The sequence below is a fragment of the Roseofilum sp. genome, assembly GCF_982964205.1.
On sequence record NZ_CEZBFX010000042.1, the window covers coordinates 15,249 to 38,139 of the forward strand.

19 protein-coding genes and 3 pseudogenes are annotated in these 22,891 nt (G+C 43.8%); 14 read left to right on the forward strand and 8 right to left on the reverse strand.

The annotated features are described in order from the left end of the window. The first annotated feature begins 35 nt into the window (after positions 1-35). The 4 genes and pseudogenes from AC3A14_RS12365 to AC3A14_RS12380 all read left to right on the forward strand — a co-directional run. A complete protein-coding gene (locus AC3A14_RS12365; RefSeq protein WP_318734128.1) occupies positions 36-590 on the forward strand; it encodes a zinc ribbon domain-containing protein in 555 nt (184 codons plus the stop codon). Positions 591-709: 119 nt separating this feature from the next. Beyond that, positions 710-1,900 carry a 1-deoxy-D-xylulose-5-phosphate reductoisomerase gene (gene dxr, locus AC3A14_RS12370; RefSeq protein ID WP_318701213.1) on the forward strand — a complete coding sequence of 397 codons (1,191 nt, stop codon included), beginning with the start codon at positions 710-712 and terminating at the stop codon, positions 1,898-1,900. 455 nt (positions 1,901-2,355) lie between these two features. Further along, positions 2,356-2,739 (forward strand): annotated as a pseudogene (locus AC3A14_RS12375) (alpha/beta hydrolase); the annotation flags it as partial. A 54-nt stretch (positions 2,740-2,793) separates the two neighbouring features. Next, positions 2,794-2,921: pseudogene (locus tag AC3A14_RS12380) on the forward strand (Uma2 family endonuclease); the annotation flags it as partial. Between the two features lie 7 nt (positions 2,922-2,928). On the opposite strand, the pseudogene AC3A14_RS12385 reads toward AC3A14_RS12380, so the two are convergent. Continuing rightward, a pseudogene (locus AC3A14_RS12385) lies at positions 2,929-3,147 on the reverse strand (tRNA (guanosine(37)-N1)-methyltransferase TrmD); the annotation flags it as partial. 28 nt (positions 3,148-3,175) lie between these two features. Further along, the gene (locus AC3A14_RS12390) at positions 3,176-4,567 is read right to left on the reverse strand and encodes a helix-turn-helix domain-containing protein (RefSeq protein WP_318701215.1); all 1,392 of its coding nucleotides are present in this window, start codon (positions 4,565-4,567) and stop codon (positions 3,176-3,178) included. A 190-nt stretch (positions 4,568-4,757) separates the two neighbouring features. On the opposite strand from AC3A14_RS12390, the gene AC3A14_RS12395 reads away from it, so the two are divergent. Next, entirely contained in the window at positions 4,758-4,988 is a 231-nt protein-coding gene (locus AC3A14_RS12395; RefSeq protein ID WP_318736297.1) for a hypothetical protein, read from the forward strand. 43 nt (positions 4,989-5,031) lie between these two features. Continuing rightward, positions 5,032-6,447, forward strand: a complete 1,416-nt coding sequence (locus AC3A14_RS12400) for a radical SAM/SPASM domain-containing protein (protein ID WP_318701216.1) — start codon at positions 5,032-5,034, stop codon at positions 6,445-6,447. A 177-nt stretch (positions 6,448-6,624) separates the two neighbouring features. On the opposite strand, the gene trmD is transcribed toward AC3A14_RS12400, so the two are convergent. Beyond that, positions 6,625-7,320 (reverse strand): tRNA (guanosine(37)-N1)-methyltransferase TrmD, encoded by a 696-nt coding sequence (gene trmD, locus AC3A14_RS12405; RefSeq protein ID WP_487779012.1) that lies wholly within the window; start codon positions 7,318-7,320, stop codon positions 6,625-6,627. Between the two features lie 220 nt (positions 7,321-7,540). Between trmD and AC3A14_RS12410 the strand changes: the two genes are divergently transcribed. Further along, on the forward strand, positions 7,541-8,422 hold the full coding sequence (locus AC3A14_RS12410; RefSeq protein WP_413039152.1) for a cyanophycinase: 882 nt from the start codon (positions 7,541-7,543) through the stop codon (positions 8,420-8,422). Positions 8,423-8,606: 184 nt separating this feature from the next. Further along, positions 8,607-11,231, forward strand: coding sequence for a cyanophycin synthetase (gene cphA, locus AC3A14_RS12415; RefSeq protein WP_318699105.1), 2,625 nt, complete (start codon positions 8,607-8,609; stop codon positions 11,229-11,231). On the opposite strand, the gene AC3A14_RS12420 is transcribed toward cphA, so the two are convergent. After that, entirely contained in the window at positions 11,228-11,425 is a 198-nt protein-coding gene (locus AC3A14_RS12420) for a TatA/E family twin arginine-targeting protein translocase (protein WP_318733181.1), read from the reverse strand. The two genes, cphA and AC3A14_RS12420, sit on opposite strands and share 4 nt — an antisense overlap. A gap of 154 nt (positions 11,426-11,579) precedes the next feature. Between AC3A14_RS12420 and AC3A14_RS12425 the strand changes: the two genes are divergently transcribed. Beyond that, positions 11,580-12,329 (forward strand): phycocyanobilin:ferredoxin oxidoreductase, encoded by a 750-nt coding sequence (locus tag AC3A14_RS12425; RefSeq protein ID WP_318733180.1) that lies wholly within the window; start codon positions 11,580-11,582, stop codon positions 12,327-12,329. 15 nt (positions 12,330-12,344) lie between these two features. On the opposite strand, the gene AC3A14_RS12430 is transcribed toward AC3A14_RS12425, so the two are convergent. Next, positions 12,345-12,863, reverse strand: coding sequence for a protein-tyrosine phosphatase family protein (locus tag AC3A14_RS12430; RefSeq protein ID WP_318733179.1), 519 nt, complete (start codon positions 12,861-12,863; stop codon positions 12,345-12,347). Positions 12,864-13,026: 163 nt separating this feature from the next. On the opposite strand from AC3A14_RS12430, the gene AC3A14_RS12435 reads away from it, so the two are divergent. Further along, on the forward strand, positions 13,027-14,523 hold the full coding sequence (locus tag AC3A14_RS12435; RefSeq protein ID WP_318733178.1) for an SLBB domain-containing protein: 1,497 nt from the start codon (positions 13,027-13,029) through the stop codon (positions 14,521-14,523). A gap of 70 nt (positions 14,524-14,593) precedes the next feature. Further along, positions 14,594-16,921, forward strand: coding sequence for a GumC family protein (locus tag AC3A14_RS12440; protein ID WP_318733177.1), 2,328 nt, complete (start codon positions 14,594-14,596; stop codon positions 16,919-16,921). Between the two features lie 81 nt (positions 16,922-17,002). Here AC3A14_RS12440 and AC3A14_RS12445 read toward each other — a convergent pair whose 3' ends face one another. The 3 genes from AC3A14_RS12445 to AC3A14_RS12455 form a co-directional block, all read right to left on the reverse strand. Then, positions 17,003-18,259 (reverse strand): glycosyltransferase family 4 protein, encoded by a 1,257-nt coding sequence (locus tag AC3A14_RS12445; protein WP_318733176.1) that lies wholly within the window; start codon positions 18,257-18,259, stop codon positions 17,003-17,005. A gap of 202 nt (positions 18,260-18,461) precedes the next feature. Then, entirely contained in the window at positions 18,462-19,454 is a 993-nt protein-coding gene (locus tag AC3A14_RS12450; protein WP_318733175.1) for an SGNH/GDSL hydrolase family protein, read from the reverse strand. A gap of 58 nt (positions 19,455-19,512) precedes the next feature. Then, a complete protein-coding gene (locus tag AC3A14_RS12455) occupies positions 19,513-20,232 on the reverse strand; it encodes a class I SAM-dependent methyltransferase (RefSeq protein ID WP_318733174.1) in 720 nt (239 codons plus the stop codon). A 241-nt stretch (positions 20,233-20,473) separates the two neighbouring features. On the opposite strand from AC3A14_RS12455, the gene AC3A14_RS12460 reads away from it, so the two are divergent. The 3 genes from AC3A14_RS12460 to AC3A14_RS12470 all read left to right on the forward strand — a co-directional run bounded on the left by AC3A14_RS12460 (position 20,474) and on the right by AC3A14_RS12470 (position 22,755). Beyond that, a complete protein-coding gene (locus AC3A14_RS12460; RefSeq protein ID WP_318733173.1) occupies positions 20,474-20,689 on the forward strand; it encodes a GNAT family N-acetyltransferase in 216 nt (71 codons plus the stop codon). 20 nt (positions 20,690-20,709) lie between these two features. Beyond that, positions 20,710-22,077: a hypothetical protein gene (locus AC3A14_RS12465; RefSeq protein WP_318733172.1), complete on the forward strand. Its 1,368-nt coding sequence runs from the start codon at positions 20,710-20,712 to the stop codon at positions 22,075-22,077. Positions 22,078-22,176: 99 nt separating this feature from the next. Further along, positions 22,177-22,755, forward strand: coding sequence for a gamma-glutamylcyclotransferase family protein (locus tag AC3A14_RS12470; protein ID WP_318699116.1), 579 nt, complete (start codon positions 22,177-22,179; stop codon positions 22,753-22,755). The last annotated feature ends 136 nt before the right edge of the window (positions 22,756-22,891 follow it).

Consider the following 22,891-nt stretch of genomic DNA (forward strand, 5'->3'; position numbering starts at 1 on the left):
CTAGATCTTAAGAGAAAGCTTCAAGGTGAACAAAGATGACTTATATGTGTGAGTTGGGTGCAGGGCATCGAATCTACTTGGATAATCCAGGGATGCAAACTGTAGTCACGGCGATCGCCAGTAGTCCAGGACAACAACAGCAATCGAGCAATTCTTGGGAAACCGGCACTTGGAGTAGTGCTCCAGAAGTGTTTGCTACTGGGGGTGGAGTGGTGGTTAAGATAAAAACCTCTGGAGGCGATCGCCTCATTCAAGTTCAAGGAACCCAAATGAGTATGCTCAGTTCAACCAATATTTCTGGACAGCAACAGGCGATCGCCTTGCAAACCGTTGACGCTATGCCCAATACCTTCCAAACCATGAAACCCATGGAACCCATGAAAACCATGGAACCTATGAAAATGGGCAATATGGAAATGAGCTTTGCCCCCATGGAAATGAAAATAGGCAATATGGAAATGAAAATGGGATCAACCTCCCCTTCTGCTTCTTCCTCGACAACTCCTCAACGGCGCTTTTGTAGTCAATGCGGTACAGCGATACAACCAGAAGATCGGTTTTGCTCCAGTTGTGGACATCGTTTGGGCTAAAGTGATGGGGGGATAGGGAAGATTGCCTCTTGTCTATTCCCTATTACCCAAATTATGAATTATTAATTAATTGTTAATTGGTATAGTGGGTTGTGTGATCCCCCATTAAAAAAAATCTCGTGAAAGCAATTACACTCCTTGGTTCCACCGGTTCGATAGGTACTCAAACCCTTGATATTGTCGCAGAACATCCCGATCGGTTCCGCATTGTTGGATTGGCAGCCGGCAATAATATCACCTTACTTGCCCAACAAATTAAGCAATTTCGCCCAGAAATTGTTGCGATTCACAATCCTGATAAACTACCTGAATTAAAGGCCGCGATCGCCTCTATTGATCCCCAACCTATTTTACTCGCTGGAGAAACGGGGGTAGTTGAAGTCGCTGGTTATGGTGATTCCGAAAGTGTAGTCACCGGAATTGTCGGTTGTGCTGGACTTCTCCCTACCCTAGCAGCGATTAAAGCAGGTAAAGATATTGCCTTAGCCAATAAAGAAACCCTGATTGCTGGCGGGCCAGTTGTATTACCCTTGGTAGAAGAACATGGAGTGAAATTACTCCCCGCAGATTCCGAACATTCAGCAATTTTTCAATGTTTGCAAGGTGTTCCTGAAGGAGGCTTGCGTAAGATTATTTTAACTGCTTCTGGGGGAGCATTCCGAGATTGGCCCGTAGAAAAGTTAGCTCAAGCTAAGGTCAGTGATGCCCTGAAACACCCCAATTGGTCAATGGGGCGCAAGATTACCATTGATTCAGCAACCTTGATGAACAAGGGGCTAGAAGTAATTGAAGCCCATTTCTTGTTTGGTATGGATTACGATAATATCGAGATTGTGATTCATCCCCAAAGTATCATTCATTCCTTAATTGAGGTTCAGGATACTTCAGTTTTAGCGCAATTGGGATGGCCAGATATGCGCTTACCTCTGCTCTATGCCCTATCTTGGCCAGAGCGAATTTATACAGATTGGGAAACCTTAGATTTAGTTAAAGTAGGTAATTTAACCTTTAGAAACCCAGATCACAATAAATATCCTTGTATGCAATTAGCCTATGCTGTGGGTAGAGCTGGGGGATCGATGCCTGCGGTGTTAAATGCAGCCAACGAGCAAGCAGTCGCTTTATTTTTAGATGAGAAAATTGGCTTTTTAGAGATTCCCAAGGTGATTGAACAAGTGTGCGATCGCCACCAATCCCAGAATACCTCCCATCCTTCTCTAGATGACATTCTAGAGGCAGATCAATGGGCCAGACAAATGGTCTTAGAAGTCGCAGATGGAGTAAAAAGTACTCCTTTAGTGATGCGTTAAGTCGCAAATAAGGATTGCTACTCTTTCTTGATGAAGTTGCACTTAACAAGGGGCCTCCGGCCCCTTGTCTTTCCTAACTGACGTTAATTAACTGCTCTGGATTAGAAGCCCTACCTCAGTATTTTGGAAAGAGTTCTATAGAAATATATTCTAAAGCTTGAGGAGTTGTCTTCTTATAAAAATCAAGAGTTGGTCAAGAATCCGGGGAAAAGTTCAAAGATTAGGAATTCTTCAAAGTATAACTGCTGGAATCTTAACTATATCGACAGCTATTTTTACCGCCCTTCCGAGTTATAGCGCGGAAAGAATTGTGTTAAGTTATGGCTCCTTGGAATTATATAGCCTTTATCGAATTAGTGAGGTACATTAGAAGAGAGGAGTAAAAAACTGGTCAATGAAAGCATACTTTTTATTGTACCTCATCTATTTGAGAAACGCTATATTTATCGGTTAGAGATCTAGAAGCCTTTGCTGAAGATGATAGAGTAAGCAACCAACTCGGTTTTTATCTTAAATTTCTCAGTCCAGAGGGGCAAGAAGATTTTCGGCAAGTTTTGACCTCTCCCCTAGAGGCAGAAGCCGCTTTAGAAGAAGGATTACCCGGAGAGATTAAAGTTAGCCCGCTTTCCATGTCCAAGTTTTTCTCTTCTCCCATGGGTAGAGGAATGATTACTGATTTAGGAAAAATATTACAAACCGACTCCCGATTTAATGGTGGCTCGTCTATCCGTTCAGCTTTAGTCTTATCGGCTGCCGATCCAGAGGGAAGGATTTCAGAAAAAAACAAAATTTCTGAGTTTCTGTTAGTTTGCGATCTCTCAACATCATGCCCTGACTAAGTTTTAGGATTGGACTTCGATTTTACTTTTCCCAGAGTGACAGAAGAGGAGTCTGTCTTGGTTTATCGCTCTGCCCAAGAACCCGTCGCCTGCTGAAATCTGTTGACGCTTTAGACGGTGAAGAGGTGATTCCTGGCTTTACCTTACCCGTGGCCGATCTATTCCAAAAACTTTCGTTTTAACAAGCAATCATTGCTCCAACCACACTTCATACAAATCGGGTCGTCGCTCCTTCGTTCGTTTGATCTGCTGCTCGTAGCGCCATTGGGCAATTCGACCATGATCCCCTGAGAGCAGGACATCAGGAACCCTCTGGCCGCGAAACTCAGCCGGTCGAGTATAGTGAGGATAATCTAACAATCCCGCCTCAAAACTCTCCGCCTTCAAAGACTCCTCCTTTCCCACCGTGTTCAAGTTTGCATCCCATTCATCGCCATTAATTTCTACTTGGCATCAAACTCATCACATAATGCTGTAATACTGGCTGTAAGGCATAAAATTTTTCCTCTTTTTGAATTAAATAACGCCGAGTTAAAGATTGTAAAGCATTTAGTAGGTCTGAGGAGGAGATGGATTGATGTTCTAGTAATCTTGCTAGGTTAACAGGTTTGCCCTCTCTCGCCAACAGAAATATGACTTCTTTTTCAGTTTCCGATAACCGATTAAACTGTTGAGCTAAATTATCTTTTAAATCTTCAGGTAGTATAATATTGTCCTCGACAAATAACTCACTGGGGCTGAATTCTAAATCTTCCATTAAAGTTGCCAATGTTTTTAACCATAAAGGGTTCCCTTGGTAGAGGGAAGTCAGCGATTGACTAATCTCAGAACTGGCAATCGCGCGATCGTTCAATATTTTTACAGCCACTTTGTAGTTTAACCCTGTCAGTCTAAGGCTGCGAACGGCATCGTATTTGCTTTTGTACTGGGCAACTTCTCTCGGTTGTTCCCAACCAATAAGCAACAAACAACTGTGATGAGATAATTCCTCAATTTGCTTAAAGAAAACTCCATAATCTTGCATTTCCGGTTTATATTCTCCTGCAAGCTTTCCAGGACAAAATAGATTTTGAACATCATCAAAAATCAATAAACAGCGATATTTTTGCAGATATTTACGCAGGGATGATCCCCTAGTTTCTTGAGGAGCTGACTGGATTTCTGGTTGCTGGCAAAGAAAATCGATTAGATTCGTTTCTAGTTGGGCAAGCGTTGGGCAATTTTCTAGAGTCCGCCACACCACATAGTCAAATTCATCTTTGATTTCTCGGATTATTTTTGTTGCCAGAGTTGTTTTACCAATGCCACTTATTCCTTCAATAGTAATCAGACGACATTTTTCTTGAAGAATCCATTTTTTCAGAGTTTTGAGTTCATCTGTGCGATCATAAAAAATCGGGAAATCTGGCATTTCACTCAAATCTTGATGCAGGTTTTCCGTTGCTTTGCTGCCAGGGTTTGTGGAATGATTTTGAGTATTGGGTATATTTGACTGGTGGTAGGCATCCCTACAAAAATTGTAATTACTAATCTGTGCAAAGTCTTTGGCGCAATTGGAAGATATAATAGAAACTTGTAATCTTCCCATTGTAGCTCGATAATTAGATTTATGGACATCTTCCCCCAACATTTCTGAGAGTATTTGCCATAATTTAGAACCTACATCCCTAACATGACCTTCAGAACAGCGAAATTTATCAGCTATTTCTTGGTATGTCTTACCTTGGACTGTTCCTCGAAGTACCGCTTCTTGCAAATCATCAAGGTGCTGATTTGTCTTAACCAATACCAACTCATCTGCGAGTTTTAACATTTCCTTAAGATTCATCCTCTCTCGCCCATGTCAGAGTAGCTCTGATTATATCCTACATTTTCCGATGATTGCTGACATTTAGTGATAGTTCCCAAATGGACTTCATTTTTTTCTCAGAAAAGTTCATACTAAATATTACATTTTCCTATTGCCTAACCCTCAATCAATCAAATACCATTTAAAAGTCAATCAACCTTAAAAGCTCATGTCTCAAGTTATCTCTGTTAGTACAGAAACTCTTCAGCCAGGAAATTCTAATCTAACCCTGGACACCCAATCGGTTGATTCGGAACTGCCTTTTGGAGAAATTTCTCAAGGATTGTACAAGGAAATGTTTGAGCTATTCGATGGTGATACGAATCCAGGTTTTAATAAATATTGCACTTGTTGTGACTTCTGTTGTGACTGGTGCTGTGTTCATGGACACTTATCATAACTCAGTTTATGCGATTCATTATTTGTAACGGAGAATAAAGCATATGTACTATTTAAGTAAATACAATCATTTATTTGAGACAAGAACAGCCACTGGAAAGCCAGTCAGGTTATTGAGCAATCTGTTTTTGGGCGCATCGACTCAAGTTAATGAAAACATTTATACAGTTTTTCAGGCAGGAGAAAAAACCAGAACAATCGATGAGAACGTTTTAAGTGCAGATATTTTACATTATTTTATAGATAGGGGATATCTTTGGACTGAAGCCACCTCAGAAGAAGTAATGATTGAAACGGCATTTAAACAATCATTCAATAGAGATGGAATGTCTGAAAATTTGCAAAGCAGTCATTATGGTTTTATAACTTCTATGAACTGTAATTTAGATTGTCCCTACTGCTTTCAAAAAAACAAGTCAGATTCAGGTTCAACTTTAACCTCAAAACAAGTAGATCTAGCCTTTAATGTGATTGCCAATCATCAAGAAAAAGTCCAGGATTTCATAAAAAACAAGAGGTTTCCAAAAATTACAATCACTGGAGGTGAACCATTATTACGGAATAAAGCGAACTTACAAGTTCTGGAATACTTACTTGAACGTCTAGGTGCTTTACAATGGAAATATAATATTATTACTAATGGAACAGAATTAACTCAGTTTGTGGAAACTCGTTCTTTAGACGAAAATTGTCGGCACATCCAAGTGACTTTAGATGGATCTGCTGAAATTCACGATCGACGGCGTTGCTTTCGTAATGGTACGCCTTCATTTAAGAAAATTTGTTCGGGAATTGACGCAGCTTTGTCAGCTAACTGGCCAATCGTTTTACGGGTTAATTTAGATATAAACAATGTAAACTATATGTCTGAGTTGGCTAAGTTCATTCAAACGCAAGGCTGGTGCAATCATCCAAACTTTCATGCTTATTTATCTCCCGTCACGAATCATAATAATTTAGATGATTATCCTGAAAATAATGAAGCAAGTTTACTGGTTGAATTGCTGTGTCTCATTAGAGGAAATCCAGAAATCAGAGATGTTTTTGATATCCGTCACTTTTTGGGTTTTAGTTATGTAGAAGACATGGTGAATAAGAAACCCCGTTTTCCTAATTATTATCGCTGTGAAGATGTGAGAAAAATGTACATCTTTGATTCCAAAGGGGATATTTATAGCTGTCTTGAGGCAGTTGGTAATCCGTTGTTTCGTATTGGAACCTACGATCCAAACTTTGAATTGAATCATTCATCAATAGCTCAATGGACAGAACGAAACGTTATGACTTTAGACAACTGTCGTAACTGCAAAATCTGCTTCATCTGTGCTGGTGGTTGTGCTTTTGAGGGATTTAACTACCCAGAAAAAATTCATTGTATGCCTTTCCTGGAAGAAATAGATATTGCCTGGGAACACTACGTTAAAACTAAGCCAGAATTATTTACTGGTAGTGCTTCGTGATGTCATGAGGAGCGATGGCTCTTTTTCCTTCCTCCCCTCTGGCAGAGCTATAGTTAATTCGATTAACCATAAGCATAATTGTAGTTCAATGAAACCCCGACAAGATTAGGCGCAGAGGAAGGGGGGTTGGAGATGAGGGCAACCGTTGATAACCCATTGAAAAATGTGACATAACTTTCAAATTTTTCCTTGCTCCAACCACGCTTCATACAAATCGGGTCGTCGCTCCTTCGTTCGTTTGATCTGCTGCTCGTAGCGCCATTGGGCAATTCGACCATGATCCCCTGAGAGCAGGACATCAGGAACCCTCTGGCCGCGAAACTCAGCCGGTCGAGTATAGTGAGGATAATCTAACAATCCCGCCTCAAAACTCTCCGCCTTCAAAGACTCCTCCTTTCCCACTGTTCCCGGTAACAGCCGAATCACCCCATTAACGATCGCCAATGCCGGAATCTCGCCTCCTGTTAGCACAAAATCCCCCAAAGATACCTCACGAGTCACCAAACTTAACACCCGCTCATCTACCCCTTCATAATGGCCGCAAATAATCGCCAACTGGTCATACTTCCTCGCCCAAGTTTTAAACAATTCCTGTTCTAGAGGCTCTCCCTGGGGAGTCATCAACAGCACCTCACGATGATTCCTCAGCGGTAAAGATTCCACCGCTGCAAAAATAGGTTCTGGCTTAATCACCATTCCTACCCCCCCCCCATAAGGTTCATCATCTACCTTATGGTGCTTATCAGTGGTAAAATCGCGGGGGTTGGTCAAATAAACCTGAGCAATGTTTTTGGCAAGAGCCTTGCCCAACAATCCTGAACTCAGGGGGGACGAGAAAAAATCAGGAAACAATGTAATGAGATCGAATCGCAAGAGTGACTCCTATTCAACTGAACTAGCATCACAGAGAGCGGATTTCCCTGTGATTAGATTATCTATTGGCCATTAAGCTATAGCATAGAAGATACCTGAAATCCCAGAGGTTGAAGGTCTTCAGGGTTGAATGGCTCAACCCATTGCTAGTCCCTTGTTGACCGTTTCAGAAGAGAATCCTTTTTTAAAATGTCTCTTCTAATCCCCATAAGTCACCATGATGTGTAAAGTCAGTTCCATGTTAAAGTTTCAATCCCAACCCCAATCGCCACAGGCTCCTCGATCGACCAAAACCTCAATCATGATCATTGGCGGTGCAGAGGACAAAATTCATGGTCGAGAAATTCTGCAAACCTTTTTTAACCGCTCTGGGGGGAAAGAGTCCAAACTAGGGATTATCCCCTCAGCCTCTCGCGAACCCTTATTGGTGGGCGATCGCTACCGCACCATTTTTACAGATATGGGTGCTAAAGATATCATGGTCTTTGACATTCGAGACCGGGAAAGTGCCAGTGCCTCCCAATGGCAAACGTTCCTCGAAGAGTGTACCGGAGTCTTCATGACTGGAGGAGATCAACTGCGGTTATGTGGACTTCTGGCCGATACTCCAGTGATGGAAACCGTGCGTAAAAAGGCCCAAGCCGGTCAAATTACCCTAGCTGGAACAAGCGCTGGGGCCGCTGTTATGGGAGAATATATGATTGCTGGTGGTGGCAGTGGTGAATCCCCCAATCGTTCCCTGGTTGATGTAACGACGGGGTTGGCGATCGTGCCCGAACTGCTCGTCGATCAACATTTCCATAACCGTAATCGTATGGCTCGACTAATCAGTGCCATATCTGCTTACTCAGACCGTATCGGCATCGGTATAGACGAAGATACCTGCGCGATCGTTGAAGGGGATGGACTCTTATCTGTCATTGGCAAAGGCACCGTCACCATCGTCGATCCTGGAAATCTCCTCTTCAACAATGAACACATCGTTGGTGCAACCGATCCCCTAAGTATCTGCAACCTCAAGGTTCATATCCTTTGCCATGGAGGACACTACAATATGCACTCAAGAGAAATCATTATCGATCCCGGCCAAACCGGAAACTGACCAATGTCGAGTTAAATCCCAAGAACTGTCCAATGTGAACAGTTTCTCATCCACTTTACCCTTCATGCTTACCAGAGGGTGGAATCAGGATGTCAAAATCGTTAACTAACAACCTGTATCAACCTATCTGCCATAGCAGCTTGCCGTCCTTAGCATCCCTAGCATTGCGCGATCCATCTGCCCCATGAAAATCCTCAGAACCCTAACCTTACGTGGCCCAAATTACTGGAGTATTCGCCGAACCAAATTGGTGATCCTACGCCTAAACTTAGAAGATCTAGCCGAAAGACCCTCGAATACAATTCCCGGTTTCTATGAAGGTCTCACCCAAGCTTTACCCAGTTTAGTTGAACACTATTGTGCCCCAGGATATCGGGGAGGATTCCTACAAAGAGTTCAAGAAGGCACATACATGGGCCATATTGTTGAGCATGTTGCCCTAGAACTGCAAACCCTGGCCGGAATGAGCGTTGGCTTTGGTCGAACTCGTGAAACTGCTGATTCAGGTGTGTATCAAGTCGTCTTTGCATACTTGGATGAAAAAGCAGGTCGATATGCAGGGAGAGCGGCTGTCCGACTGTGCCAAAGCATTGTCGAGACGGGCAGTTATCCCCTCTCGGAATTAGAACAAGATTTACAAGACTTACGAGAACTTTGGGCAGATGCAGCCCTGGGTCCCTCTACCGATGTTTTAGTCAAAGAAGCCACAGCCCGTGATATCCCTTGGATGCAACTGAGTGCCCGATTTATGATCCAATTGGGCTATGGGGTATACCAAAAACGAATTCAAGCCACCCTCAGTAATAGAACTGGCATTCTGGGTGTAGAACTGGCCTGTGACAAAGAAGGAACTAAAAAGATTCTTCGGGATTCGGGTATTCCCGTTCCTAGAGGGACTGTAATTGAATACCTTGATGAACTCGAAGATGCTATTGATGAAGTCGGCGGCTATCCTCTTGTTATTAAACCCCTTGATGGTAACCATGGCCGCGGAATTACCATCAATGTCAAATCGTTTGAGGAAGCAGAATTAGCCTACGATGATGCCAGTTCTGCATCTAAAACCCGTCGAGTCATTGTAGAACGCTATTATGAAGGCAACGATCATCGAGTTCTCGCGATCAATGGTAAAGTGATCGCGGTTGCTGAACGAGTGCCAGCCCATGTGGTTGGAGATGGAAAATCTACCATTGCTGAGTTAATTGAAGAAACGAACCGTGACCCCAGGCGAGGACAAGGGCATGACAATGTTCTGACTCGAATTGAAATAGACCGAAATAGTATGAACTTGCTAGATCGGCAAGGCTATACCCTCGATAGTGTGCCCAAAAAAGATGAAAGGTGTATGCTTCGGGCAACGGCTAACCTGAGTACGGGGGGGATTGCTATTGACCGAACGGATGAAATGCATCCCGAAAATATTTGGTTAGCTGAACGGGTGGTGAAAACTATTGGCTTGGATATTGCCGGAATTGATATCGTGACTTCTGATATTAGCCGCCCTTTGCGAGAAACGGATGGTGTGATTGTAGAAGTTAATGCAGCTCCTGGCTTTAGGATGCACGCAGCTCCGAGTTATGGGCTTCCCCGGAATATTGCTGCACCAGTGATGGATATGCTGTTTCCTCCGGGCACGCCATCGCGCGTGCCTATTTTGGCGCTAACGGGGACTAATGGCAAAACAACAACCACTCGCCTCACAGCCCATATCATGAAACAAACGGGCAAAGTGGTCGGATATACGACTACAGATGGCACGTACATTGGGGATTATTTAGCAGAGCCAGGGGATAATACGGGGCCGCAAAGTGCCGAATTAATTCTAAAAGACCCGACGGTAGAAATTGCTGTGCTAGAAACAGCTCGCGGTGGCATTTTGCGTAGTGGATTGGCCTTTGATAGCTCGGATGTGGGCGTAGTCTTAAATGTGGCGGCTGACCATTTAGGACTAGGAGATATTAATACCATTGAACAAATGGCTCAAGTGAAAGCTGTGGTAGCCGAAACCGTTAAACCCGATGGTTATGCTGTTCTTAATGCTGACGATCCTCTGGTTTGTGCCATGGTAGAACGCTTAAAATGCAATATTGCCTATTTTTCTATGGAATCGGATAACCAGGTGGTTAAACGGCATACGGCTCAAGGGGGTATGGCGGCAATTTATGACAAGGGTGACTTACTGATCCTGAAAGGGGAATGGAAAATGAGGATTAGTAAAGCGGTAGATATTCCAATGACGATGAAGGGAATGGCTCCATTCATGATTGCGAATGCTTTAGCGGCAAGTTTAGCCGCGTTTGTCTATGGAGTGAGTCTTGAGAATATTCGAGCAGCGTTGGAGACGTTTGAGGCTTCATCGAGCCAAACCCCAGGACGGATGAATTTATTCGAGCTTGGTGATTATAGTGCTTTGATCGATTATGCCCATAATCCCCACAGTTATAAGGCGTTAGGGCAATTTGTGAAAAACTGGCCGGGAGAGCGCATAGGCGTGGTTGGCGGTCCTGGAGACCGCAGGGATGAGGATTTTATTACCCTTGGGGAGCTGTCGGTGGGTATTTTTGACCGGATTATTGTTAAAGAGGATGACGATACTCGCGGCCGGTCTCGCGGACATGCGGCTGAGTTAATCGCTAAGGGGATTGAAAAGTGCGATCGCCAATGTCAGTATGAGGTAATTCTCAATGAAACCGATGCCATTAATACAGCTTTAGATTCGGCTCCCAAGGAGAGCTTAGTTGTCATTTTGCCGGAGACAGTTTCACGGGCAATTCGCTTAATTGAGAGCCGCCTTCCGTCTAGAAATTAGGATTTTGGTGAGTCCGAAGGGTTGGCTTCTGAAGTGAAGTCAACCTCTGACTCTGACTCACTGTTCATTTCTGCTTTAAATCCACGAATGGTTTTGCCCATAGATCTACCCATTTCGGGGATTTTTTTAGGCCCAAAAATGAGCAGAGCAACCACAGCAATAATGCCAATTTCTGGTAATCCGAGACCAAACATAGGGGTTCCCTGAGCTATAGAGTGAAGGGTTGCTGCTGCCTACCCTAGGGAGAGGGTTTTGGCGAGATCAAGCAACCTGGTATACTGATATGCTTAAAGGTTAGCATCCTTTGGAAGTCCCTTGCTGATGTCTTGAATGGGTGAAGGTCTGGTTATGTCACGAGTGGTATTGAGAGAGCAACAACATCCCCTAATTCGGCAGTTGGCCGATACTCTAGAGCAGGTTTGGAAAACTTATCTAGAGCTGGAACCCTATGATTTGCCTGGAGAGTTAGGTTATGTGGAGGGACGACTAGAGGGGGAGAAGCTAACGATTGAAAATAAATGTTATCAAACGCCTCAGTTTCGGAAGATTCATCTGGAGTTGGCAAAGCTAGGCAAGGGTTTGGATATTCTCCATTGTGTGATGTTTCCGCGACCGAATTATAATTTGCCCATGTTTGGTTGCGATTTAGTGGCGGGCAAGGGACAGATTAGTGCGGCGATCGCCGATTTGTCTCCAGTGAATCCTAACCGCACCTTGCCAGAATCCTATTATCGAGCGCTGCAATCTTTACCTAAACCAGAATTTGCCCAATATCGACAGCTCCCCCCTTGGGCAGATATTTTTTCCGAGTTTTGTTTGTTTATTCGCCCGGAAAATGAAGCGGAAGAAGTTCATTTTGTCGAACGGGTAGAGGCGTTTATGAAAATTCATTGTGCCCAAGCTGCCGCCGCGCAACCAGTTTCAGCCGGAGAACAGAAGACTATTTTGGCCGGTCAACGCTATTACTGTACCCAACAACAACAAAATGATAAAACTCGCCGAGTTTTAGAAAAAGCGTTTGGCCGCGAATGGGCAGATAATTATATGAATAAAGTGCTATTTGATTACGTTGAAAGCCCGGAAGATTGTGTAGTTTAAATTGCTTTAAAAAGACTACAATGGGGACTTGAGATAGGCTTGGATTGCCTGAAGTTCAGTTTCTGTGGGAGCGCTACGGCGATGGACTTCCTTGAGGAATCGTAGGCTCTCCCAGAGTTCAAGACCTTGGTGGCGACACAGATAAGCAAGGCATACCGTAGGCGATCGCTCTATACCCGCAAAGCAATGGATATAAAGAGATTTTCCTTCTTCCAGGGTTTGGTGAACCAGCTTAACCGCTTCAGCTAAGTCTTCAGGTTTCAATGGTTCTTGATAGTGACTATCGGGCAAAGGATAGCACAGACACTGAAATTGGTTCTTAAATTCAGGTTGGATTGCACCTTCTGCCTCTGGACAGAGGGAGAGAATGGCTTCAATCTGTTCTTCTTGTAGACGGACATAATGGTTTTTATGGATTGGCAGGGGGCCGATCGCCAATTTTCCAGGTAAAACCCAATGACAACAAAATCGATCTTTACGGTTTGGAGGTTGCCCTGGGGACTTTTGAGTTAATTTCTTCCAGAATGAAATCACGATAGTCAGGAACGATTCAGATCATTACTATAATCAAGGGGAGGTAAGAAACCTCCGGAATTTCAGTTGTTAAGGCTGATGTAGTAATCGTCAACCACCAGAAGGTGTTGAGTGTTAAACTATATCTCCAATAGTATAGAGTTGAATTTTAAAAAAAGCATATATGGCTAAATTGATAATGGCAAAGGCGATCGCTCAAGAACCAAAACGATTAAGTCCCTTAAAAACAAAGCAGAGAAAAAACATATGGGTAAAATGGATACGATCTTCTGGGGCGATCGCCTTGGCTGCTTGTCTCACCTGGAGTAGCTTCCCCGCCCTCGTTTTAGCTCAAAGTCCAGTTGCCCCCGTCCCCACTTCCTTGCCCGTAGATGAAGGCTATACCCTTGGAGCAGGCGATCGGCTACAAGTTGATATATTTAACGTCCCTGAATATAGCGGCGAATTTTTGATTTTATCTGATGGCTCCCTCAATTTACCCCTTGTAGGTGCAGTGCAAGTGCAAGGCTTAACTTTTCCTCAAGCATCAGATAAAATAGCTACAGTTATGTCTCGCTATCTGCGGAACCCCATTGTTACCCTGAGCTTAATTAATGTCCGTCCTGTGAAAGTGGGGATAGCGGGAGAAGTCTATAGTCCTGGCGTATACTCCATGTCCTTAGATGGAAATGAAGAAGTTGCTCTGCCAACTGTTACCCGTGTGATTGATTTAGCTGGAGGAATTACTCAAGCAGCGGATATCCGAAGGATTCAAGTCCGTCGCTCTCGTCCCAGTCAACAAGATAGCGATCAGATCATTACGGTAGATTTGTGGAGGTTATTACAAACTGCCGATCTGAGTCAAGACCTCTTATTAAGAGATGGCGATAGGATCTTTATTCCTACGGCCGCAGATGTAGATTTACAAGAAAGTAGTATTTTAGCGAATGCCAGCTTTGCCGGTGCGGACTCAGGCCCCTTAAAAATTGCAGTCGTCGGTGAAGTAAATCGACCGGGCCCCTATACCATCAACAATAACTCAGAAGAGAATGATGTTACCGTGACTGCTGCCATTCAATCAGCCGGCGGTATCACAGAACAAGCTGATATTCGCAATATTCAAGTGCGCCGGTTAACCAAATCGGGAAAAGAGCAAATTGTTGATGTTGATTTGTGGAAACTGCTTCAAGAAGGTGATTTGCGCCAGGATATGCCTCTCCAAGAAGGGGATACTATTGTCATTGGCACAGCGACTGAATTAAGTCCAGATGAAGCCACGGAACTAGCTTCAACCAGCTTTTCCCCACAAGTAATTAACGTTAATATTGTCGGAGAAGTTATCAGACCGGGCAGGGTAGAAATACTCCCCAATACCCCCTTAGCCCAGGCTTTATTAGCGGCAGGAGGATTCAATAACAATGCCAGAGAACGTTCAGTGGAATTAATCCGCCTGAATCCCAATGGGACCGTCAGCAAGCGAGAAGTCTCCATTGACTTTAGCCGAGCGCTAGACGAAGGGAATAATCCAGCCTTGCGTAATAACGATACAATTGTTGTATCCCCATCCCGTGTAGCTGAATTGGGCAATGCTGTAAGTCCAGTCTTTAATGTCTTAGGAACCGTAGGCGGAATCTTTTCGATTCCCAGAACGGTGTATCGTTTATTTGATGATTTATTTTAATTGATAAAATCATGCTCCTCAGCCATCAGTTTTACTGTTACACTGCTGTCAATTGAGAGGTTTTGAATCCATGCAAGCTGGTACTCCCCCTAAATCTAATCAAAACGGCAATGGCCACAATGGTAATGGCCATAATGGCAATGGTCACAACGGATATAAGCCCTATCCCGTTGCCATTCCTGCTCTTCCCCAGGCATCGGAGACGGAGGAATTTGATCCGAAACAGTTGTTGGTCATTGCTCGTAGACGTTGGCTGGCGCTGGCTGGAGTGGCGATCGCTGTTACCGGAGCTATTTGGGGCTGGACGCTTACCCGCACCCCGGTTTATCAATCGAATTTCCGCATGTTGGTTGAGCCAATTTCAGAAGATGATAACTCTAAGGAATTATTACGATTAGGGTTGGGGCCGAGCTTTGATTATGCAACTCAAATTGAAGTGTTGCGATCGCCCACTCTTCTCGAACCCCTGGTGCGAGATATGCAACAAACCTATCCTGATATGACTTATGGGGAATTGGTCAGTAATTTGACGATTCAACAGGCGATCGGTGACCAAGATCGATACACCAAGATCTTAAATATCTCCTTCCAAGGAGACGATCCCCAAAAAATAAAAGATATTTTAGATACGTTGCTCCAGGGATATTCCCTGTATGGCATCCAACTGCGCCAATTGAGTATCCAACGAGTTGTGCAATTCGTAGAAGAACAACTCCCTGTCATCCGAGAGCAAGTTAACTCATACCAAGCAGAATTAGAAGCCTTCCGGGAACAACATAGCGTTATTGACCCAGAATTTAGAGGGAATGACATCTCTCGCTTACTTACTGACATTAACAAGCAGCAAAAAGACTCACAAGCCCAACTCGCAGAACTCCAATCCCTCTATGTCGTCTTGCAAAGACAATTAGGAGCTTCTCCAGAACAAGCCTTAGCGGGAGCAGCCCTTAGTGAATCCTCTCGATACCAACAACTGCTCAATCAACTACTAGAAATAGAAACCGAAATTGCCGAAGAATCTGTTCGTTTTCAACCAGATAGTCCAAATATCAAAGCCCTCTTAGAGCAACGGCAAAATCTGTTACCCCTAATTGACCGAGAAGCTCAACGGGTTGTTGGCGATCAAGCGATCCCTAGCAATGGCGGACAATTGACTCCTATTTCCGTGGGCCTGAGTACACAATTGGTAGACACAACCAATCAAATTCAGGTGCTACAAGTTCGCTTATCTGCCTTAGCACAAGTTGAAAATCGGCTGAAAGAAGAATTTTCAATTATTCCCGGTTTAGCAAGAGAATATACTGATATTCAACTGAAACTAGAAGTCGCAACTCAAAGTCTAGCCCGACTACTCGAAACTCGACAAACCCTACAATTAGAGGCAGCCCAAAAATCCGTATCTTGGGAAGTTCTTTCTGAACCGTTCCAACCTGGAGCGCCTATCTCTCCCAATATTCCCCGCAATTTAGTCTTAGGCCTGTTCGCAGGAACTTTAATGGGATTAGGTGCGGCCTTACTGGCTGAACAACTCGATAACGCCTTCCACTCCACCAACGACCTCAAAGATCTGACCGGTTTACCCCTATTGGGGATTATTCCCTTTAAGCGAGGCTTGAAACCCATTAGTGCCCCAGAAACGGTTAGGGCTAAAGTGGCGGCCGGTTCCGACCATGAACCTCCTCCAGAACAAGCGCCAAAACGTCCTCTTAATCTCAGTTTAGGCTCTAAGGGCACTTACTATAACTCGTCTCCCTTCTTAGAGTCTTTCCGTTCCTTATACACCAATATTCGCTTTCTCAGTTCGGATACTCCGATCCGTTCCCTGGTCATCAGCTCCTGTTTGCCCATGGAAGGGAAATCCACCGTATCGGTCAATTTAGCTCGGTCGGCCGCTGCCATGGGTCAACGGGTACTGCTCGTTGATGCAGACTTACGTCATCCTATTCTCCATACCCGCTTAGGGCTACCTAATTTGCGAGGCTTAAGCAATATTATTACCAGTGAAATTGACCCCCGTGACGTAATTCATGCCGTTGAAGATCATTTTTATATCCTCACATCAGGTCAAGTCCCCCCCGATCCGATCAAGCTATTGTCTTCTCGCAAAATGCAGCATCTGGTCGAACAATTCCAAACGGAATATGATTTAGTTATTTATGATACTCCTCCCAGCTTCGGCTTAGCGGACGGTAGTCTTCTCGCCAAGCGTTCAGATGGCATTCTGTTAGTCGTTGCCCTAGGAAAAACAGGACGTTCTGAACTGAACCAAGTCTTAGATAACCTCAAAATGTCCTATGTATCGGTGCTGGGCATTATTGCCAATGGTGTTAAAGGGTTTGGTTCGGGCGTAGATTATTATTATCGCAACTATATGCCCAACGAAGACCAAGTGATTTAAGATTGATTGAACTGGACAAGACATCAACCCTCAATAAACTTGTTGGTTGATGTTCGGGAAGGTTGGGCTTTAGAGAGATACCTAAAATTCTTTGAATTTCACTAGCCTTCCCCCATTGAGTTTCAGTTTCCATTCTGGATTAACTGTTAAAACCTCTCCATATTGTTGGGCAATGCGTTCTGGGGTAAAGTGAGTTTCGAGATAACGACGACCTTGACAACCCATAAACTCAGCTTGTTCGCGATTAGCCGCTAGTTCTCGAATAAACTGGGCCAATCCTTCAGAATCTCCATTGTCAAATGCTTTTCCAAAATTGACTTCTGATAACATTTGACGTAGATAGGAATGGGGTTCACAAATCGCAGCTACTGGGCGGCCAGCAGCTAGAATTCCATAGAGTTTACTGGGAGCAACTAAGCCTTCCATACCCGGACTAATGCTAACTAAAGATAGGTCACAGGCAGTCAGAGAGTAGGGTAAGCATTCTTTGTCTTGATAAGGCAAGAAAGTAATTTGATTTAAGCCCAAAATCCTGGCTTGCTCCTGACAGGCTTGATATTTAGCCCCATTACCAATAAATACAAATTTGATGGGTTCATCTTTGAGATGTTGCGCTGTAGCAATAATGGTATCTATATCATGGCAGCGTCCCATATTTCCTGAGTAGAGAACACAGAATTTTTTGACTAGATTATGTTGATGGGCAAACCAATTTTCTTCTTTAGGAATAGGAGTAATATGATGGGGGTCTGCCCAACTGTGAATCACGGCTACACGCTCGGTAATATCTGGACATTGTGCAAGTACTCGTTGCTTCATGCTTGGACTGAGAACAATCACTGATTTAGCTCTGCGCCAAACTAAACGATTAACGTGATTCCAAAGACGGACTAGTTTATGGGTTCTGGAAACTACTTTGAGTTCTACAGCTACATCTGGATAGAGATCATAGATGAGGCAAACATAGGGAACACCAAAACAGAGGTTAGCTACATACCCTAATAGGGGTAAGAAGGGTGGGGCAGTCGTTACTAATAAGACATCTCCGCGACTGGCTGTTTTTAGCAAGTGAAGTCCAGCCCGTAAACAGAAAATAATCCCATTGATCGCTTTTCCTCGGATGCGTTGTGATAAGATTCGGGTAGTACGCGATCGCCGAACGGACAAATGCTCATCTTCTTCTAACGTCGGGGCATCCTGTTGACCAAAGGCATATCCTGGCTGTCCAGTAAAAATATGAACTTTCATCCCCTGACGACCCAGTTGATGAGCTAGTTCTTCAATCAATTGACCCGTCGCTGCATAATCCGGGGGATAATACTGAGTTAATATGGACAACCTTGTTGAATAGGATGCCTTTTTACCATTTTGGCTCCTATTGATTACGCTGAGATTCTGAGTAAAAGAGCGATACAATTTAGAGTCCTCCTCAACAAGGATAAGGTTTAAATCTCTTTGCTTGGGTTACTTTATGTGGGCTATGGTAGACTTCACACTGTCTTTTCCCAATTCCAGTTAAAAGCGCTCGATTTAGGATAATTTATTTAATACAGGATGGCAACTGATTGCCGAGTTGTAGATGTTGGCAAATGAGAGTGGCAACAGCTTGGTTACCTTGTTCATTAAGGTGTACGCTATCCCGAAACAGGCCATCAATGGCTGATGGAGTTAAGGTAGACCAAGCTTCATAGACATCGATGACAGGAATACTTTGTGAGTTTAAAAGAGAAAAAAACTCTTGCTGGTAAGGTGGAGTTTTAGGTGTGGGAAGTAGATCAAAGCGGTTGGGAGTAAATAGCACTATGAGAGGAATATTTTGTGCGCGAATAAACCGAACCATTTCCTGAAAAAACGTCATATTTTCAGCAAACTGTTCTTGGGGTTTAAGTTGTAATCTAGGAATTTCTGAACTCGGTGTATTTAAGGGAATATAACCGGTAATTCTGGGCCAAGCATACCGACTCCAAGCTTCTGAAATCGCCAACGGAGGAGGGCGATCCGGAAAGTATATTGAACCGACAGTATCACTGGTACTTGTAGGTTGAACTAAATCATGGACTCCAATTTGCAAAATTACCACATCACTCTCAAAAAGACCAAATTTTTGCAAATATCCCCATTGATTCCCCAGTCCCCAAGATCCAGAGGAAGCATTAAGGACTTCCAAGGGATATCCAGATGTCTCTAGTTTTTCTTTAAGCTGTTCAGAAATAATTTCTGATTGATCGATAGGATTACCACCATTTAAAACAGAATCACCAACCATCAAAATTCTTAAGGTTTCTGGGGGCGTTTCCAGATCGATCGGATCGGAGCGTTGAGAATATTGATTATAAATGATAGTTTTACCAAACCGCCATAAGTGCTGATTGGGTTGAAAACGGTATCCTGTTTGACTATCTGCTTGCACAAGGGCTGGTTTTCCTAAGCCTAAACCCAACCTAAGAATCGTTTCAGTTATGAGAAAAACAGCTAAAATTGCCAGAGGAATTCGATAAGATTTTTTTAAGTTTAAGAGATGTAAAAAGTTCATAAAAAGTAAAGTTTATTATCGGATTGATTGAGTCCTCTGCATCAATCGATTTTATAGCTTATTTTTTGCATATCCAAATCACAGTACTATTAAATAGATTACCGAAAATAGGAAAGGGGGAAAACATTTTCTTTTCGACGGTAAGTCTATTTTTAAGTAAGGATTCTAAGTCCCGATAATCAAAACCTTTGTGGGCGCGATAGGAGGATTTTTGGGCATGGGATGAGGGGAAGCTTTTGCAATCCCAAAGAATAGCAGCCGAAAAGAGTTCCTGGGGCGTGTATCGCTCATACCCATACCCACCTTTTAGGTTCGCCAGATAGCGCCCCGTTTGTTTAACGAATAGGGAAGGACCAACTTCAATAGGAACGGAAATTACGATTTTGGCGTTGGGTTTACACAGGGGTAAAATGGTGTTGAGAATAGCCGAAGGATCGGGGACATGCTCTAAGGTTTCAGTGCAGAAAACCAGATCTAGACTTTGAGGAAGAATGAGGGTATTGGTTTCTGAGGGTAACCCTAATTTGAATCCAGGAATATCCCTTAAAGTTTCTTGAGAAGCGGCGATCATATCGGCAGAAATATCAATGCCAAAACCTGATTGAATAAATCCTTGCTCATAGGCCGATCTCAGTAACCATCCATCACCACAGCCGTAATCTAGGGCACAGGGGTACTTTTGATTTCCCAAAGCATTAAGAACAGCTTGAAAACGGGATTTATGGGCAACACGAGTGAGGGTATTTCCTTTTTCTAGAAGGCGTTCTGAATAGGACATAAACTAAGGTGAGTTAGGTTAGAGGAACTGGAGTGGGAGTGAGTTTTAAGTTTAAGTTAGTTTATCATAAGAGATACTATCAATCTGGTATCAAGTGATTCGCAAAGCAATAGCAGCATGAGACAAATTTACGGGCACTCAAGGTTAGTCTACATTAGAGTTAGGCGTTATTCCTGATTTTCTGGATAACCCATTGGGGTCAGTAGTAAGGTTTCGTTTCATAAGGACATATGATGAACCGATGTTTAGAGTCCGATCGCCTCCAACGGTAGAAGCAGCTAAAATCATCGTTAACTATAGCTTTAATATCCTCAATCTGGCTACTCTCTATGCCGCGATCCATCCCGAAAACCATCGTTCTGTTACCGTGATCCAACGGTTAGGAATGACCAATTTAGGATTATGCGATCGCTACTACAACTGCCAACTCCTGCTCTTTGCACTTCAGAAACCCTAAGCCTAACCTATTCCAGCACCATGTCTGAATCCATCACCGATCGCATCCAACCTCCTCTAGAACATATTCCCCCCCAATTCAACCCCCTCATCCTCAAAGGAGTACAACTGATTCTGCCCTTGTGGTTACGCACCCAATGTAAAATCAGCCAAATTAACACCCACAACACCGTTACCTTAGCCCAGCTCTATCATCAATTTCAGCACCAGCAGATCCGTCTCATCCTAGCCTTTCGCCATCCCAGTACCTATGACCCCTATTCCATGGCCCATTTACTCTGGAAAGCCTTACCCCAAGCCGCCAAACAGCATAAAATCCCCCTAAAATACCCCGTTCATACTCACTTTATGTACGATCGCGGCATTCCCATTTGGGCCGGCAAATTCGTCAGTACCCTCTTTTCCCAACTTGGAGGGACATCCATCCAGCGTGGAAAACTCGACCGCGAAGGCTTAAAATGTGCCCGCTCCTTACTCTTCGATGGTCGTTTTCCCCTCACCTTAGCTCCAGAAGGAGGCGTTAACGACCATAGTGAACTCATCAGCCCCTTAGAACCGGGAGTTGCCCAACTCGGATTTTGGTGTGTAGAAGATTTACAAAAAGCCAATCGTTCCGAAAAAGTAGCCATTCTTCCCATTGGCATTCGCTACTCCTTCGCCCAACCGCCATGGGAACAACTGGATCGGCTTTTAAGTGAACTCGAACAAGATTTAGGCTTACCCCCCTTTACCAACAATTCCTCAGATGATGTCACCCAATCCCGTTATCCTAGACTGCTGAGAGTCGGTCAAAGTTTACTCTCCTTAATGGAATCCTTTTACAGCCAATTTTATGATGTCAAATTTGAAGAATTACCAGACTTAGAAGATCCCAATCAAAACCTTTCGCAACGCCTAAACAGGCTCCTCGAAAATGCCCTTCAGGTCTCCGAAAGTTACTTTAAAATACAACCAAAAGGGTCATTTATCGATCGGTGTCGGCGGTTAGAACAAGCAGGTTGGGAGCGCATTTATCGCTCAGACATCGACAGTTTATCACCCGTAGAATTTGGGTTAGGTAATTGGGTCGCCGAAGAAGCCAGTTTACGCATGGGTCATATGCGAATGGTGGAGCGCGTTTGTGCGGTGACCGGCAAATATGTGCGAGAAAAACCGACTGCTGAACGATTGGCAGAAACGTTATTAATTTTGTGGAAAGTGATTACCTGGATTAAAACAGGAAAAGTTGAGGGTCACCCCAATTTAGGGAGGTTAGAAACAACCTTAACCGTGGGGGAACCCCTATGGGTTAATGACCGATGGACAGAGTACCGAAACAGCCGCCGCCAAGCCATTTTTGGCTTAACGCAGGAGCTGCAAGTTGCCTTGGAGAAATTAATGATTTCCTAATGTGAATTCGTACCTCAAGATACTTTACGGTATTGCTCTATATAATCTCCTTTGCTATACTCCCTAGCAACATTTAGGTTATATAAACTGTAAACAACAATGACTGTTCAAGGCAAACATTTTAGATTTTCAGCAGGTGATAAACTCCATTTAGTCCATTCAATCCTATCCCAGAACTCAGAGGTGCAGTATTTTGACTACTTTGCCTACGGGTCATGCATGTGTCCTGTAGATCTTCAGCGCACCCTGGGAGAGGCAACCTATCCCTATGTTATTGGTCAAGCTACGTTGCGCGGATATCGACTTGGGTTTTATCGTCGTTCCTTAAAACGTAATTGTGGCGCTCTCGATGTGGTTCCGGATACGGACAAATCAGTGGAAGGGGTACTTTATCGATTGCCTTTGCGCTTCAGTGAGTTACTCGATATTCGCGAAGAAATTCCCCGCAATGGATATCGCCATGAAACAGTAGAAGTTTATTGTCAAGACAAGCTTTATAAAAATGTGCGTACCTATGTGGTGGTAGATAAATTGCCGAAAGAATTAGCGCCAAATGATTGGTATTTTAATGTAGTAATGCGCGGTGCAATCACTTGCGGTTTGCCGGAACAGTATTGTTGGGATTTATTTAACCATATGCATCGCCTGCAAGAAAGTCAATTGCGGCGATCGGCATAAAGAAATGGGGATGGGGAGACACGGGGATTGAGATGATTGTAAGGACGAAAAATTGTTCGCCCCTACAGAATCATGCCTAACATACAGCGCTTTGCGCTGTAACGGAGTACAGTCTCATTGAGATCAGTCATTGCGA

What these genes read in the sequence shown, in the direction of transcription:
- AC3A14_RS12460 (WP_318733173.1), top strand. Translation starts at nt 20,474, where the DNA reads ATGTTTAGAGTCCGATCGCCTCCAACGGTAGAAGCAGCTAAAATCATC.
- AC3A14_RS12465 (WP_318733172.1), top strand. Translation starts at nt 20,710, where the DNA reads ATGTCTGAATCCATCACCGATCGCATCCAACCTCCTCTAGAACATATT.
- AC3A14_RS12400 (WP_318701216.1), top strand. Translation starts at nt 5,032, where the DNA reads ATGTACTATTTAAGTAAATACAATCATTTATTTGAGACAAGAACAGCC.
- cphA (WP_318699105.1), top strand. Translation starts at nt 8,607, where the DNA reads ATGAAAATCCTCAGAACCCTAACCTTACGTGGCCCAAATTACTGGAGT.
- AC3A14_RS12455 (WP_318733174.1), bottom strand. Translation starts at nt 20,232, where the DNA reads ATGTCCTATTCAGAACGCCTTCTAGAAAAAGGAAATACCCTCACTCGT.
- AC3A14_RS12440 (WP_318733177.1), top strand. Translation starts at nt 14,594, where the DNA reads ATGCAAGCTGGTACTCCCCCTAAATCTAATCAAAACGGCAATGGCCAC.
- AC3A14_RS12435 (WP_318733178.1), top strand. Translation starts at nt 13,027, where the DNA reads ATGGCTAAATTGATAATGGCAAAGGCGATCGCTCAAGAACCAAAACGA.
- AC3A14_RS12395 (WP_318736297.1), top strand. Translation starts at nt 4,758, where the DNA reads ATGTCTCAAGTTATCTCTGTTAGTACAGAAACTCTTCAGCCAGGAAAT.
- AC3A14_RS12365 (WP_318734128.1), top strand. Translation starts at nt 36, where the DNA reads ATGACTTATATGTGTGAGTTGGGTGCAGGGCATCGAATCTACTTGGAT.
- AC3A14_RS12450 (WP_318733175.1), bottom strand. Translation starts at nt 19,454, where the DNA reads ATGAACTTTTTACATCTCTTAAACTTAAAAAAATCTTATCGAATTCCT.
- AC3A14_RS12470 (WP_318699116.1), top strand. Translation starts at nt 22,177, where the DNA reads ATGACTGTTCAAGGCAAACATTTTAGATTTTCAGCAGGTGATAAACTC.
- AC3A14_RS12410 (WP_413039152.1), top strand. Translation starts at nt 7,541, where the DNA reads ATGTGTAAAGTCAGTTCCATGTTAAAGTTTCAATCCCAACCCCAATCG.
- AC3A14_RS12390 (WP_318701215.1), bottom strand. Translation starts at nt 4,567, where the DNA reads ATGAATCTTAAGGAAATGTTAAAACTCGCAGATGAGTTGGTATTGGTT.
- AC3A14_RS12420 (WP_318733181.1), bottom strand. Translation starts at nt 11,425, where the DNA reads ATGTTTGGTCTCGGATTACCAGAAATTGGCATTATTGCTGTGGTTGCT.
- AC3A14_RS12425 (WP_318733180.1), top strand. Translation starts at nt 11,580, where the DNA reads ATGTCACGAGTGGTATTGAGAGAGCAACAACATCCCCTAATTCGGCAG.